Annotated in this window: 11 protein-coding genes; 6 read left to right on the top strand and 5 right to left on the bottom strand. The window is 64.2% G+C overall.

Annotated elements, in window-relative coordinates:
• Window positions 1–10: 10 nt before the first annotated feature.
• The 3 genes from ACK5L9_RS05835 (at window position 11) to ACK5L9_RS05825 (ending at window position 5,895) form a co-directional block, all read left to right on the top strand.
• On the top strand, window positions 11–1,162 hold the full coding sequence (locus tag ACK5L9_RS05835; RefSeq protein WP_416910519.1) for a fumarylacetoacetate hydrolase family protein: 1,152 nt from the start codon (window positions 11–13) through the stop codon (window positions 1,160–1,162).
• Window positions 1,163–1,237: 75 nt separating this feature from the next.
• On the top strand, window positions 1,238–2,494 hold the full coding sequence (locus tag ACK5L9_RS05830) for a metallophosphoesterase family protein (RefSeq protein WP_416910518.1): 1,257 nt from the start codon (window positions 1,238–1,240) through the stop codon (window positions 2,492–2,494).
• Window positions 2,494–5,895: an AAA family ATPase gene (locus ACK5L9_RS05825; protein WP_416910517.1), complete on the top strand. Its 3,402-nt coding sequence runs from the start codon at window positions 2,494–2,496 to the stop codon at window positions 5,893–5,895. The genes ACK5L9_RS05830 and ACK5L9_RS05825 overlap by 1 nt, the downstream gene beginning before the upstream one ends.
• Here the strand turns inward: ACK5L9_RS05825 and ACK5L9_RS05820 are convergent.
• On the bottom strand, window positions 5,884–6,525 hold the full coding sequence (locus ACK5L9_RS05820) for a hypothetical protein (RefSeq protein WP_416910516.1): 642 nt from the start codon (window positions 6,523–6,525) through the stop codon (window positions 5,884–5,886). The genes ACK5L9_RS05825 and ACK5L9_RS05820 overlap by 12 nt on opposite strands.
• Before the next feature lie 319 nt (window positions 6,526–6,844).
• Between ACK5L9_RS05820 and ACK5L9_RS05815 the strand changes: the two genes are divergently transcribed.
• Window positions 6,845–8,581, top strand: coding sequence for a SulP family inorganic anion transporter (locus ACK5L9_RS05815; RefSeq protein WP_416910515.1), 1,737 nt, complete (start codon window positions 6,845–6,847; stop codon window positions 8,579–8,581).
• Between the two features lie 21 nt (window positions 8,582–8,602).
• Window positions 8,603–8,911, top strand: a complete 309-nt coding sequence (locus tag ACK5L9_RS05810; RefSeq protein WP_416910514.1) for a monooxygenase — start codon at window positions 8,603–8,605, stop codon at window positions 8,909–8,911.
• Here the strand turns inward: ACK5L9_RS05810 and ACK5L9_RS05805 are convergent.
• Both ACK5L9_RS05805 and ACK5L9_RS05800 read right to left on the bottom strand, forming a co-directional pair.
• Entirely contained in the window at window positions 8,886–10,046 is a 1,161-nt protein-coding gene (locus ACK5L9_RS05805; protein ID WP_416910513.1) for a CaiB/BaiF CoA transferase family protein, read from the bottom strand. The genes ACK5L9_RS05810 and ACK5L9_RS05805 overlap by 26 nt on opposite strands.
• On the bottom strand, window positions 10,039–11,238 hold the full coding sequence (locus tag ACK5L9_RS05800; protein ID WP_416910512.1) for an acyl-CoA dehydrogenase: 1,200 nt from the start codon (window positions 11,236–11,238) through the stop codon (window positions 10,039–10,041). The genes ACK5L9_RS05805 and ACK5L9_RS05800 overlap by 8 nt, the downstream gene beginning before the upstream one ends.
• Window positions 11,239–11,347: 109 nt before the next feature.
• Here ACK5L9_RS05800 and ACK5L9_RS05795 point away from each other — a divergent pair, with 109 nt between their 5' ends.
• Window positions 11,348–12,250, top strand: a complete 903-nt coding sequence (locus tag ACK5L9_RS05795) for a LysR family transcriptional regulator (protein ID WP_416910511.1) — start codon at window positions 11,348–11,350, stop codon at window positions 12,248–12,250.
• Window positions 12,251–12,370: 120 nt separating this feature from the next.
• Here the strand turns inward: ACK5L9_RS05795 and ACK5L9_RS05790 are convergent, their stop codons facing one another.
• Window positions 12,371–13,459: a ParB/RepB/Spo0J family partition protein gene (locus ACK5L9_RS05790; protein ID WP_416910510.1), complete on the bottom strand. Its 1,089-nt coding sequence runs from the start codon at window positions 13,457–13,459 to the stop codon at window positions 12,371–12,373.
• A partial coding sequence (locus ACK5L9_RS05785) for an AAA family ATPase (protein ID WP_416910509.1) occupies window positions 13,456–14,690 on the bottom strand: 1,235 nt, incomplete at its 5' end. The genes ACK5L9_RS05785 and ACK5L9_RS05790, both read right to left, overlap by 4 nt.

Genomic DNA, 14,690 nt, shown 5'->3' with positions numbered 1-14,690 from the left:
GGAGTTCGTCATGCTACCCGATTCTCACGACAATGCCAGACTGGTTGGACGTATCTGGCAACCCGGCAAAGGCCCGTGCGTCGTGATCCTGCGCGGCGATCAGGTCGTGGATGTGACCGGCAGCGTCGTCACGATGGCGGATTTTCTGGATGACGATCCCGCCGGGCGCTTCGACAACCTGCAAGGAAACCCCGTCGGCAAGCTTGCGGATTTCGTGCATTCTCCGGAGAAAATGGGCTATCACGCGGACCTGCCCTGCCTGCTGGCCCCCTGCGATTTTCAGGCGCTGAAAGCCTGTGGCGTGACCTTTGCCCGCAGCATGGTCGAACGGGTCATCGACGAACGCACCGCCGGCGACCCGGCCCGCGCCGACGAGCTGCGTCAGCGCATCGGCAGGCTGATCGGCGACAACTTGTCAGATATCGAGGCCGGATCGGCAAAGGCCGCCGAGGTCAAGGCCGCGCTGATCGCCGAAGGGTTGTGGTCGCAATATCTTGAGGTCGGCATCGGCCCTGACGCCGAGGTTTTTACCAAGTCGCAGCCCATGTCGGCGGTCGGTCATGGCGCACCGGTCGGCGTGAACCGCATCTCGAACTGGAACAACCCCGAACCCGAGATCGTGCTGGCGGTGGACAGCCGGGGCCATATTCGCGGCGCGACGCTTGGCAATGATGTCAACCTGCGCGATGTCGAGGGGCGGTCAGCGCTGCTGCTGGGCAAGGCCAAGGACAACAACGCCTCTTGCGCCATAGGCCCCTTTATCCGGCTGTTTGACCGGGATTTCACCCTGTCCGACATCGAAGCGGCGACCCTGACCATGTCCGTGACCGGCACCGACGGCTTCAGCATGACCGGGCAGTCGAACATGTCCGAAATCAGCCGCAAGCCCGCCGATCTGGTCGGCCAGACCCTGAACAAGTCGCACCAGTACCCCGATGGCTTCATGCTGTTTCTGGGCACCATGTTCGCGCCCACGCAGGACCGCGCCGAAAAAGGATCGGGCTTCACCCACAAGCCGGGCGACATCGTCGAAATCTCGACCCCGCTTCTGGGTAGCCTGAAAAACACGGTCGTCTATTCCGACGAGGCGGCGCCATGGACCTTTGGCACGCGCGCGCTGATGCGAAATCTGGCGGGGCGCGGCTTGCTGCAAGCGGGATAGGACTTGCCGGGCCTGCCGCGACGGCCCATAACAACCGGGCCGTCACGGCAACAACTCTCAGGCTGGCCTCTTGACTTGACTTTTCGGTTTGTACACACTGCTGATCTGCACCTTGACGCACCCCTGAAAGCGATGGCTTTCCGCGACCCGGAGCTTGCGCGGGAAATCGGCACGGCATCCAGAACAGCGTTTTCGCGGATCGTGGATCTGTGCATCGACGAGGCGGTCGGATTTCTGCTGATTGCGGGCGATCTGTGGGATGGCGATTACAGTTCGACCAAGACGCCACGCTTTCTGAAGCAGGAATTGCTGCGGCTGCACGGCGCCGGTATTGGCTGCTTTGTCATCCGCGGCAATCACGACGCCCTTGCCCGCCAGACCGGTGAGCTGGACCCGCCCGAAAACACCACGGTGTTCGGCGGGCGCGCCTCGACCAGCGAAATTGAGATCGACGGCCACCGGATCGCAATCCACGGGTTAAGCTTTCGCGAAGCCCACGCCCCCGAAAGCCTGTTGCCGCGCTATCCGGCACCGGTTCCGGGCGCGTTCAATATCGGCATGCTGCATACCAGCCTGAACGGCAGTCCGGGGCATGACAATTACGCGCCTTGCAGCGCCGCCGATCTGGCGGCGCAGGGCTATGATTACTGGGCGTTGGGGCATATCCATCGCCGCACCGAATATCCCGGCCCGCCGGTCGTGGTGATGCCCGGCACCCCGCAGGGGCGCGACATCGGCGAGGCGGGGGAATGCTCGGTTACGCTGGTCACGGTCGGGGATGACAATGCCACCACTCTGGAACGGCGCAGCGTTGCGCCGATCCGGTTCGACCGGCTGACGCTGGATTGTGACGCGGTGACGGAATGGCCCGATCTGCTGACCCTTCTGGAAACCGGGATCCGGGGTGCCGCACAGGCCACCCGCCCCGAGGATCGCCTGGTGATCCGCCCGGTTCTGACCGGGTCCACGCCGCTTGCCTGGCGTCTGGCCCGCGATCTTGACCGGCTGACCGAAGAAGCCCGCGCCTTCGCCACCGATGCGGGCATCTGGATCGACAAGCTGGAACTGGGCCTGTTGCCGGCAGGCCCGACCCAGTACGGGGCGCAATTGCCGCAGGATCTGGTGGATCTGGTTCTGAACGAATTGCCGGGGGATGCCGGTGTCAGGGCTGCGATCACCGCAGCGGCAGAGGAATTGTCACGCGATCTGCCGCCGGAACTGCGCGACATTCTTGGGCAGAACGAGGCGGACATGACAGGCATATGTCTGGACCTGCTGGCGCGCGGCACACCAGTCATCCTGTCCGGGCTGGCAGAAGAAACGGCGGATTGATGCGTCTCGAACGACTTGACCTGACCCGCTATGGCAACTTTACGGATAAAAGCCTGACCTTCGCGCCACCTGCGCCGGGCGAGCCCGATCTTCACATCATCTATGGGCCGAACGAGGCGGGAAAATCCACGCTGTTTTCGGCCTGGCTGGATTTTCTGTTCCAGATTCCCAAACGCAGCCGCCATGACTTTCTGCATCCCGGCCCGACCATGCAGATCGGCGCGCTTTTGTCCCATGCGGGCGCGCATCACGAAATGAAGCGGTTGAAGCGCAATGCCGCCAGCCTGCTGGACGAACACGACGCCCCCATCCCCGAGACGCTGCTGCAATCGCTGCACGGCAATCTTTCGCGGGACGGGTATTGCGCGATGTTCTCGCTGGACGACGACACGCTGGTAAAGGGAGGCGAAAGCATTCTGGCGAACCATGGCGATCTGGGCGAGATGCTGTTCTCGGCCAGTTCGGGCCTGACGGGTCTGGCGCCCCGGCTGGAATCGCTGCGCGGCAAGCTGGACGGATTTCACCGTCGCGGCAAGCGCAGCGGCGGGCTTTACGATGCCAGAAAGCAACTGGAGGAACTGGACCGCCAGCGCAAGCAGATCGAGGTTTCGGCGAACGCTCTGAAAAACCTGACCCGCGAGGCAGATGCCTCGGAACAGGCCTGGCGCGAGGCGCGGGCCCGCGAAGACGAGACCCGTCATGCCCTGGAACGCTGTCAGGAACTGGCCGGAACCTTTCCGCTGCTGGCGCAGCTTGCGGGGCTTGAGGACAGGCTGGCACCACTGTCGCAGCTTCCCGATGCCGATGCGGGGCTGCGCGACCGGGTCGAGCATATCGAACAGGACCGTCAGACGCTGATAAACCGGATCGCCGACCACGCGCAGCGCCTGCAAGGGCTGGCGGACAAGCGCAGCGCACTGACCGCCGACCCCGCCGCGCTGGCCCATGCCGAGCAGATCGAGGCGGCCGAGGCCATGCGGGCCGAACATGAAACCGCCCTCAAGGATCTGCCCCGCCGCATTGCCGAAGCGCAAGAGATTAGGCTGAGGCTGCGCGTCTTGCTGTCCGAGCTGGGGCATCCCGACGCCAAGCCTTCCGAAATCGCGCTGCCCGATGCGGCGCTGGCGCGGATGCGGGGCCTGCTGGCGGAACATTCGGGCGTGATCACCGCTGCCCGGACCGCAACCGCCGAAACCCGCAAGGCCAGCGATCTTCTGGCCCGCGAACGCGCGCTGCATGGCGATCCGGGCCCGGCGGGTAACGAAGAGGCGCTGACCAAGCTGGTGAAACGGCTGCGCGCCCAAGACGTCGCCGACAACCGGGCGCGGGCGCTGCGCGACCGGGATCAGGCGCAGGCTGCGCTGACCGCCGCGATTGCGGATCTGGCACCATGGGCCGGGGATGGCGGCGCGCTGGCCGGGCTGACGGTTCCCGCGGACTGGCAGATCACGGCATGGGAAGCGGAACTGGAAACCGCCCGCAGGAAACAGCACGATGCGCAGCGCGAGGCCGAAAGTCTGGGCGCGGATCTGGATCGCAGCCGCGCCGAAACGCTTGGCCAGACGCGGGCGCAATCCGCAACCGGCGTGACGCTGGCCGCTGCCGCCGCCGCGCGCAGCCGCCGCGAAACCCTGTGGGCCGCGCATCGCCAAAGCCTTGATACATCCAGCGCCGACGCATTCGAACAGGCCTTGCGCGAAGACGACCGCGTCTCGGCCCTTGTCGCCGAGGCGATGGCCGATGCCCGCCGCGAAGCCTTGCAGCAGGCCGGACAGGACCGGCTTTCAGAACGTCTTGAACTGGCAAGGACCAATCTGGAAACCGCCCGGCACGCGCTGACCGCGACAGAGACTGCCATCGCCGCCGCCTGCTCCGCGCTTGAACTGACCGGCGCGACCCTTGCTGATCTGAAGGCATGGCTGGACCGCCGCCTTGCCGCGCTTGATCACCGGCAGGCGCTGCTGGACGCGGAAAACAACCTGCGGCGCTGCGACGAAGCGCTGGCCACCGCCGCCCACGCGCTGGCCGTCGCGCTTGACCAGCCCGACAGGGGCGACGCAGCGGATTACGAACCACTGTTCGCGACCGCCACCGCCCGGATCGACGCGGCCGAGCGCAACGATGACATCCGCCAGCGCCTGAAAGAGCTTGCCAATGCGCAGCGCGAACGCGAACAGACCGAAGCTCAGGCGCAAGACGCGCTGGCGCAATGGCGCAGAGACTGGGCAACGGCCAGTCATGGCAGCATTCTTTCCGCACATCCCGACGATTCGCCCGGACTGGGCGCGATGCTGGACCAGCTTGACAGGCTGGGGGCCGAAAGCCGCGCGCTGGATGCCCTGAACGACCGCATCGACAAGATGGAATCAAACCGCAAACGGTTTCAGGACGCAAAATCGCAGGTCGTCGCCGCGCTGGGGCTGCCGGACACAACCGCCTGGACCGACATCCTGCCCCGCCTTCGCCGCGCAAGGGACATCGCCCGCGATCATCTGATGATCGACGATCAGATCTGCGACGAACAGCAACAGGACAGCGACGACAGCCGCGCCCTTTCGGCGCGGAACGACGAGGCCGCCAGGATCGGTGCGGCGATCGGATGGGACGGCGATCCCGACCGCCTGCCCGTCCATGTCGCCAGTTGCATCGAAGCCGCCACCCTGCGCCAGCAGATCGCAGCGCTGCGCGCATCGCTGCGCGAACGGCCCGTCCCGGCGGATGACGACGACGCCGACGCAACCCGTCAGAAAATCGAAGCCCTGAAGACCGACCTGCAACTTCAGCGCGACGAGACCGAGACCCGCCACAGCGCCTGTCTTGAGGCCAGACGTCTGGTCGATGATGTCGGCGGCGACGACGCGCTGGCCCGCATCGCCCAGAACCGCGCCAACTTGCTGCAAGACACGCGCGAACGGGTGCAGGACCATCTTGCCGCGCGCATTGGCCTGATCGCCTTCGAGGCCGGGTTGCGGCGCTATCGCGACCAGCACCGCAGCGCGATGTTGAACCGCGCCTCGGACGCATTCCGGCAGCTTAGCTGCGGTGCCTATGCCAGCCTTGCCGCGCAACCCGACGGCGCGCAAGAGGTTCTGGTCGCGCACAGCAAGGGCGGCGCGGCAAAGCTGGCCGCCGACATGTCAAAAGGCACGCGCTTCCAGCTTTACCTTGCGCTGCGCATCGCGGGCTTTCACGAACTGGCCCAAAGCCGCCCCGTCGTGCCCTTTATCGCCGACGACATCATGGAAAGCTTTGACGACGACCGCGGGGCCGCCACATTCGCCTTGCTGACCGCGATGTCCCGCGTGGGGCAGGTCATCTATCTGACCCACCACCGCCATCTCTGCGACATCGCGCGGGCCACCTGCCCACAGGTCAATGTCGTCAATCTGCTATCCGCGTGACGACCGCCGCGCAAAGGCCGCCCCCGCCCCCAGCACCGCCAGCATCAGAACCCCGCTGGCAGGCAGCGGGATGACCGGCGTTGCGGCGGTTTCGGCGGCAAAGCTGACATATTCGCCCGCCGCCGTCCCGTTAAAGCTGAAGCGGACGGTGGCCAAGGGATCGTTCAGCATCGCCTCGACATCGGCAAAGCTGACCGGTGTGCCCGTGGCATAGACGCTGAAATTGCCCGCAAGGGTACAGCCCAGGGGCGGACAATTCGCTCCGGCGTCGTTAACCTCGATGGGCGAAAAGTCACCGTTGCTGAACCGCGCCCGTCCGGGAAAGCCATAGATCGTTGCCCCGCTCAGCGACGCGGTCAGCCCCGCGATCGACGCGGAGGCGTCTGCCAGCGCGGGGTTCAGTGGCATGTCGCTGCCCACGAATGTGCTCGGATCGCCATCCCCGTCCAGCGCGGCGGCATCCAGCGTAAAGCTGATTGTTCCCACCGTCCCGAGATCGGGGAAATCCAGCCCCCATGTCGGCAGGTCGATGCTTTCCACCACCGCCACGTTGAATGTATAGGTCGCAGCCGAAGCCGGAACAGCCGCCAAAGACAACGCGGCGATCATCGCAAACCTTGTCACTTTCATCTTACCCCCATTTTTCCTGTGGCTCGGACGAAGGGCGCACGCCGCGCCTGTTCCGCCAACTGATCCAGCCTAACACGATCCGGCCCGTCGGCTAACAGTGAACATTGCCGTTCAACGCCCGACCCGCCGGAAAACCCGGAAAATCCCCCGCAACCGTTTGACCTGAGGGGTAATCCTTGTGAGTATGGAGATCAGGGAGAGAGTCGACACAAATCAGAGATTGTTATCATGAATTACCCATGCCCCGGCGCATCCGCGCCGCGCGCCGTGTGATATGGCGCGGTTGAACCTGTTCCCGGCCACAACCTGGCTGCGCCGCATGACGCCAGCCACGGCCAAGGCCGATCTGCTGGCCGGTCTGACCAACGCCGCCATCGTCCTGCCGCAGGGCGTCGCCTTTGCCACCATCGCCGGGTTGCCCGCCGAATATGGCCTGTACACGGCCATGGTGACAGCGGCGCTGGCCGCGCTGCTGGGGTCGTCGATGGTGATGGTCTCGGGGCCCACCACCGCGATCTCGGCGCTGCTGTTCGCCACACTGGCAGGCATGGCAGAGCCCGGCAGTGAACGCTATGTCCAGCTTGCGCTGCTGCTGACGCTGCTGGTCGGGCTGTTTCAGGTCGCGGCGGGTATGGCGCGGCTGGGGGGGCTGGTGTCCTTTGTGTCGCATTCGGTGATCGTGGCCTTCACGGCGGCGGCAGCGACGCTCATCGGGGTCAGCCAGCTTGCCGGGGCGTTCGGGCTGCACGTCGCAGGCGGCGGCAATATCGTAGAGCGGGTCATCCGTGTCATCGAGGCTTTCCCAGAGGCGCATCCACTGGCCTTTGCCATCGCCTTCGGCACATTGGCCACCGTCGCCCTGTTCCAGCGTTTCGCACCGCGCGCGCCGGGTTTTCTGATCGCGCTGTTCGTCGGCGGGCTGATTGCCGCGCTGACCGGCGCGGCGGATAAAGGGGTCGAGATGTTAAGCCCGATCCCCGCCGCCCTGCCCGGCTTTGGCATGCCGCATCTGTCCTGGACCGACATCACCATCCTGGCCCCCGGCGCCGCCGCCATCGCGCTGGTTGGCCTGCTTGAGGCGATCTCGATCGGGCGGACCTTTGCGCTGCGGCGGCACGAGCCCTTTGGCCCCAATCAGGAAATGATCGGTCAGGGCCTGTCGAACAGCATCGGGTCGTTCTTTCACTGCTATGCCGGGTCGGGCTCTTTCACGCGCTCGGGCGTCAATGCCGAGGCGGGGGCCAGAACACCGCTTTCGGCGATTTCGGCCAGCGTGATGCTGGCGGCGATCCTGCTGATCTTTGGCAGCTATATTACCCTGATACCGAAACCGGCGATGGCGGGGCTGATCCTCTATGTCGCATGGCGGCTGATCGACCGGAACGAGATCCGCCATATCGTCGCCACCTCGCGCCCCGAGACGCTGATCCTGGTCCTGACCCTTGCCTCGGGCCTGCTGCTGGAACTGGATTTCGCCATCTATGTGGGCGTTATCGCCTCGTTCTCGGTGTTCATCTATGAAAGCTCGCACCCCTCGCTGCGGGTCAGCGCACCGGTCAAGGCGGCCAGCGGGCGGCGCAAGTTCCGCAATGCCGACCTGCATGGCGTGCCCGAATGCCCGCAGATGGTGACGGTCCGGCTGGACGGGCCGCTGTATTTCGGTTCGGTCGAGCATGTCGAGGCCGAATGGAAAAAGCTGCGTCACAAGAGACCCGGACAGGTGCATGTGGTGTTCTATCTGAAAGGCGTCGGCAAGATCGACCTGTCAGGTGCCGATTTCCTGATTCATGCCATCCGCGAGGTCCGCGCGCAGGGCGGCAATTTTTATATCGTCGCGCTGTTCCCGCCGCTGCTGGAATGCTTGCGCCGCTTTCATGTATTAGAGGAGCTGGGCGAGGATCACCTGCATATCTCGAAAGGCGACGCCATCGCGGCGGCGATCGAGAAGATGGACATGTCGATCTGCCAGGGCTGCACCAAACGGGTCTTTATCGAATGCGACACTCTGCCCGGTGCTGTACCGGCCGAACCACCGCAATCCGCCGTAGCCCGCTGACCACAACCACAGGAGGATACCATGCCCGTTGTTTTTCAGATCGATTTTCCCTTTGCCGGGCCGTGGGGGGCCGAAATGGCCGCGCTGATGACCGGTCTGGCGCAGGACATCGCGGCCGAGCCGGGGCTGGTCTGGAAAATCTGGACCGAAGATGCCGATGCCGGGCGAGCGGGCGGCATCTACCTGTTCGAAACGGCAGACGCCGCCCGCGCCTATGCCGACAAGCATCTGGCGCGGCTGACCGATATCGGCATCACCGGCATTGTCGCCCATCACTTCGCGATCAACGACAAGCTGTCGGCGATCACCCGCTTTCCACAGGCTGGCTGAAACTCCACACCCCTTCGCCAAGGGCGGGGGCGGCACGATCCGTCACCAGATCGCTGCGGGAAAAGCGCAGCGGGCTACGCAGACCGGCAATGCCCTCGGGGGCGATTTGCAGGCCGCGCGCGGCAATCTGCGGCTCGGCCAGCGCTTCGGCCACATCATTGACCGGACCGACGGGGACACCCGCCCCCTCCAGCGCCGCAATGAGATCCGCCCGGCTGCGCAAAGCTGTGGCCGCGGATAGCAACGGAACAAGCCGGTCGCGATGGGCGACACGTGCGGGATTGGAGGCGAAATCCGGATCGTCGGGCAACGAGAGCAGATCCAGCGAGTCGCACAGGGCGCGAAACTGCCGGTCATTGCCGCAGGCGATGATCAGATGTCCGTCGGATGCCGGAAACAACTGATAGGGAACGATATTCGGATGGGCATTGCCCAGACGATGCGGCACGCTGCCCCCCAGCAGGAAATTCGTCGCCTGATTGGCCAGCACCGCCACGCCGCAATCCAGCAGCGACAGATCCAGATGCTGCCCCCTGCCCGACCGCGCCCGTTCGGCCAGCGCCGCCTGCACGGCAATGACGCCGTAAAGCCCGGTGAAAATGTCGATCCACGCCACGCCGACCTTTTGCGGCTCGCCCTGCGGGTCGCCGGTCAGGTCCATGATGCCGGACATGCCCTGAATCAGGAAATCATAGCCCGGCTGCGCGGCGCGTGGCCCGTCCTGCCCGAACCCGGTGATCGAGGCATAGACAAGGCGCGGATTGCGGGCCGAAAGGCTGTCATAATCCAGCCCGAATTTCCGCAATCCCCCCAGCTTGAAATTCTCGACCACGACATCCGCGCTGTCGATCAGCGCGCGCAGCCGCTCCAGATCATTCGCATCGCGGAAATCGCAGATGACCGAGCTTTTGCCGCGATTGGCGGCGTGGAAATAGGCGGCAACGGCTTCGGTCGTGCCATCGGCGCGGGGTCGTTCGATGAAGGGCGGGCCCCAGCGGCGGGTGTCGTCGCCTTCGGGCGATTCCACCTTGATCACCTCGGCACCCAGATCGGCCAGGGTCTGACCGATCCACGGGCCGGCGAGGATGCGGGCCAGTTCGACGACCCGCAGCCCTTTCAGCGGCGCATCAGCCAAAGGCCTGAATCCCGGTCTGCGCGCGGCCAAGGATCAGCGCGTGAACATCATGCGTGCCCTCATAGGTGTTCACGGTTTCCAGATTCTGCGCATGGCGCATCACGTGATAGCCAATCTGGATACCGTTGCCGCCATGCATGTCGCGGGCCTGACGGGCAATGTCCAGCGCCTTGCCGCAATTGTTGCGCTTGACGATCGAGATCATCTCGGGCGCAAATTTCCCCTCGTCGAACAGCCGTCCGACCCGCAGGCTGGCCTGCAACCCCAGTGAGATTTCGGTCTGCATGTCCGCCAGTTTCTTCTGGTAAAGCTGGGTGGCGGCCAGCGGTTTCTGGAACTGGTGGCGGTCAAGCCCGTATTGGCGGGTGCGGAACCAGCAATCCTCGGCCGCGCCCATCGCGCCCCAGGAAATGCCGTAACGTGCGCGGTTCAGACAGCCGAACGGGCCGCCCATGCCCTCGATATTGGGCAACAGCGCGTCCTCGCCGACCTCGACATCCTCCATCACGATCTCGCCGGTGATTGAGGCGCGCAGGCTAAGCTTGCCCTCGATCTTGGGGGCGCTGAGGCCCTTCATGCCCTTGTCCAGCACAAAGCCGCGCACCTTGCCGCCATGCGCCTCGGACTTGGCCCAGACGACGAACACATCGGCAATCGGCGCGTTCGAGATCCACATCTTGGCCCCGTTCAGCACATAGCCGCCATCGGTCTTTTTTGCCCGCGTCTTCATGCCCGCCGGATCGGAACCCGCATCGGGCTCGGTCAGGCCGAAACAGCCGATAAACTCGCCCGAGGCCAGCTTTGGCAGGTATTTGTGCTTTTGTTCTTCGCTGCCATAGGCTTCGATGGGGAACATCACCAGCGAGGATTGCACCGACGCCATGCTGCGATAGCCGCTGTCGATACGCTCGATCTCGCGCGCGACCAGACCGTAGGCGACGTAAGAGGCCCCTACCCCGCCATATGCCTCGTCCACGGTCACACCCAGCATTCCCGCCGCACCCATTTCACGGAAAATTTCCGGGTCGGTATGTTCGGTCAGATAGGCGTTTTCGACACGCGGGGCCAGACTTTCGGCGGCGAAGGCGGCCGCGCTGTCGCGGATCATGCGTTCTTCTTCGGTCAGCTGATCGTTCAGCAGGAACGGATCTTCCCAGGTGAAGGGCTGGCCCTTGTGCGATTTGGTGGACATGGTCGACTCCCTGACTCTCGTGATCGCTCATTCTTGAGGCAACTCATATCCCTTGGCAAGCGGCGCGGGAAACGGATAATCCTCATCTGATCATGTATGGAATGAATGAATGCGGCAAAGACGCTTTCTGCCCAATCTCAGCCTGCTGATGGCCTTTGATGCGGTGATGCGCAACGGCTCGGTCACGGTGGCGGCACAGGATCTGGCGCTGACGCAAAGCACGGTCAGCCGCCTGATCCAGACGCTTGAGACACAACTGGGCCAGCCGCTGTTCGTCCGCCACCGCAGGCGGCTGATCCCGACCGATTCCGCGCAGCGCTATGCCCGCGACATTTCCCGTGCGCTGGATCTGATCCAGCGGTCGTCCATGTCCCTGATCGCCAACCCTGACGGCGGCAGTCTTGATCTGGCCGTGCTGCCGACATTCGCGACGCGCTGGCTGGCCCCGCGCCTGCCACGTTTCCTGTCGGACAATCCGGGCATTTCGGTCAATCTGGCCACGCGGTTCAAACCCTTCAGCTTTGATGCAGAGCCCTATGACGCGGTGATCTATTTCGGCCACGACGACTGGCCCGGCGCGATGCATGTCAAGCTGTTCGACGAACGTATCACCGCCTGCGCCTCGCCCGCGTTCCTGCGCGAACATCCGGTCAATGGCCCCGGCGATCTGGCCGGTCTGGTACTGCTGCAACTGGAAACGCGGCTGAACGCGTGGGAGGCATGGTTTGTCGGTCAGGGCGTCGGTGCCCGCGTCACGCCGAACGGGATGCTGATGGATCAGTTTTCGATGATGATCCAGGCGGCGATCTCGGGTTTGGGGGTTGCGCTGCTGCCTGACTATCTCGCGCGGATCGAAATCGCCGAGGGGCGGCTGGCCCCGATCCTGCGCCCTGCCGTGCCCGGCACCGGGGCCTATTGGCTGGCTTGGCCGCAGGCGAAATCCGGGCTGAAGCCGATCAGCGCGTTTCGCGACTGGATCACCGCGCAGATTGCCGGTGGGCCGACGGGCTAAATTTCGCCTGTTTATATCCGCATTAATTAGCGATTATGCGGATTACTTGGTTGATGGTGTTTTCCGGAAAGCCGCCCCTGCTGCCCGGCGGCTTTCCAGAGACCTTCCCCACAGGGAAGGTCAATCCAGCTTGTCCAGCAAGGCTATCACAGCGGCCTCTAACCGGCGGCGATCCACGGTCGAAAAATCGCGGGCCAACCGGATTTCCAGCCTCCCGTTCGCCGCCGTGCACTTGGCCCGTCCCTGCGGGCGCGCGACCTGAAAAGTGGTCTTGGCCCTTGCCTGCGGTGCCGGAGGTTTCGGCGCGGCGGCCGGCGGGGCCTGTTCGCCCCCCTGCCCTGCGAAACCGCGCAGCAGGTCCAGTTCGTCCCGCGGCGACCGGTTCTCACGCTCGGCCAGGCTGGCCCGGATCGCGGCCAGCGTCTCGGGCGCCTCCGCCAGGCGCTGCGCCAACGCCAGCCCAAGGCTGCGCGGAATGTCCTGCGCATGCAGCAACACATCGCCCAGGTTTTCGACCAGCGGAATGAAGTTGCGGATATAGCTGCGCTTTTGATAGCCTGCCGACCTGAACAGGATCGCGACCGCTTTTTCGGGGTCATTCTCTTGCGTCATCGGGTCCGCCGCATAATGCAGGGCAAGCTGTGCCATCTCAGCGAATGAGATATCCTTGCGGACCATGTTCTCATCCACCATCCGCCGGTAAAGCTGTTCCAGAGCGTCGCCCTGCGCTGCGATTCCGGCCGGAATCCGCCCCCATTTTTCCGCGTCTCCGGTTTCGTCCAGCAGCGCGCGATAGGCCGAAAGACGACGCCAGCCCTGAATCAGTTCATAACGTCCCTGCCCCGCAGGCTCGACCCGGATCGGGTTCGACAGCCCTATTTCGCGGATAGAATCGATCAGTTCCGCCAGTTCCGGATCGGCGCCCGGCGCGCGGTCGCGGGTCAGTTTCTGCGAATCGATCACGTCCAGAGGAATCAGATCGGTGATCAGCCCCGCTCGTTTCAGGCGCACATGTTCCTGCGCCAGAGCGTCGTTTTCGGCCCGGATCTCGGCCTCGATCCGGGCGCGATCACGGGTAGATTCAACGGTTTCGGCTATGGCTGCGGCCATCGGGCCGCGACGGGTTTCGTCCTTCCCTGCGGGGAAGGTTTCCCCACCGGAATCATCGTCGGGCATTTCAATGTCGAACACGCGGCGTTTACGGCTCATGCGTCAGCCTCCAGCTTGTCCCATGCGGCCAGCACATGGGTCTTGAATTCGGCATAACCCTGATCGAATGTCGCCCGCGCCCGACGCCAGGTACCGCGCGTCATTTCGCGATAATCTATCTCGTAAATCGAACTGAGGAACCGCCCTGACTGTTCGACCGCACGGGTCAGCTCGATCGGATGCTCGGCCATGCGATCACCAAACACCTGCCGGAACGCACCCATCATCGCCTGATGCAGATCGTTCGACGGTTCGTATCGGGTCATCAGAAAGCGAATATCGGCAAAAGCCTTGGGCAGCGCGATCTTCCCCGCGGGGAAGTTTTCAAACCCGTGGGACAAATCCTCCAGAGCCTCGGACAACTGGCCGATGAAGCTGGTGGTCGAGTCATATTCCCAATAGCCGGGGCCGGACGGGATATACAGCATGTCGGCGGCAAAGACGGCGTTCATCGACTGATAGCCGATGGCGGGCGGGCAATCGAACAGGATCAGGTCATAGGCGTCGTCGGCAAGGCTGTCCAGGAACCGTGACACAGCGCCGAAGAATGTCCATTCCGGGTTCAGGTGCCGATACTGCGCGCTGGCAAATTCGACAAAGGCGGCGTTCGCGCATGACGGCACGATGTCGATGGTGGACCAGGCCGTCGGCTTGATGAAATCTGCCGGGCGCAACGTCCCAAGGCCCATGTCGCGAATCGAGGCGGGCAGCTTGCGCTGGGGCAGGGCGGTTCCGCTTTCAGCACCCGAGGTCGCTGCATTCATCCGGTCCGTCTCTCGTTCAAGATCGCGCGCCATGATCCCCCAGACGGTGTGATCCTCGCCCACATCACTCAGGCCCATGGAATGGCTTAGCGTGGCCTGCGGGTCAAAATCGACGACCAGCACGCGATAGCCGTCCAGCGCGGCGGCATGGGCAAAATGCAGTGCCACGGTCGATTTCCCCGCACCGCCCTTGAAATTGGCAATCGCGGCACGAAAGGCGCGCTTGCCGGCGGGGCGGGGCGGCATCAAAGACCGCTTGCCAATCCGCACACGGCGGCGCAGCTCATTTATCTCGTCCAGGCTGAACCAGCGCTGGCGGCCATCCTCTTCGACTTCCCCGAGGGGAAGGTTCGGCTCGCCGGCCAGCTTGCCGCGAAAGGTGGACTGATTGATGCAAAAGATCAGTTCGGCCACCTCCCAGCTTGAAAACCGGCGCAGGGTCTTTTCATGTTCGGGGCTGAAGGTCT

It is taken from the genome of Paracoccus sp. (in: a-proteobacteria) (assembly GCF_047973135.1).
Taxonomy (GTDB): domain Bacteria; phylum Pseudomonadota; class Alphaproteobacteria; order Rhodobacterales; family Rhodobacteraceae; genus Paracoccus.
Note: the sequence above shows the minus strand (reverse complement) of the source record. Positions and strands in the feature narration are given on the sequence as shown.

Coding starts and splice junctions, on each gene's coding strand:
- ACK5L9_RS05835 (WP_416910519.1), top strand. CDS start 11: ATGCTACCCGATTCTCACGACAATGCCAGACTGGTTGGACGTATCTGG.
- ACK5L9_RS05825 (WP_416910517.1), top strand. CDS start 2,494: ATGCGTCTCGAACGACTTGACCTGACCCGCTATGGCAACTTTACGGAT.
- ACK5L9_RS05820 (WP_416910516.1), bottom strand. CDS start 6,525: ATGAAAGTGACAAGGTTTGCGATGATCGCCGCGTTGTCTTTGGCGGCT.
- ACK5L9_RS05815 (WP_416910515.1), top strand. CDS start 6,845: ATGACGCCAGCCACGGCCAAGGCCGATCTGCTGGCCGGTCTGACCAAC.
- ACK5L9_RS05810 (WP_416910514.1), top strand. CDS start 8,603: ATGCCCGTTGTTTTTCAGATCGATTTTCCCTTTGCCGGGCCGTGGGGG.
- ACK5L9_RS05800 (WP_416910512.1), bottom strand. CDS start 11,238: ATGTCCACCAAATCGCACAAGGGCCAGCCCTTCACCTGGGAAGATCCG.
- ACK5L9_RS05795 (WP_416910511.1), top strand. CDS start 11,348: ATGCGGCAAAGACGCTTTCTGCCCAATCTCAGCCTGCTGATGGCCTTT.
- ACK5L9_RS05790 (WP_416910510.1), bottom strand. CDS start 13,459: ATGAGCCGTAAACGCCGCGTGTTCGACATTGAAATGCCCGACGATGAT.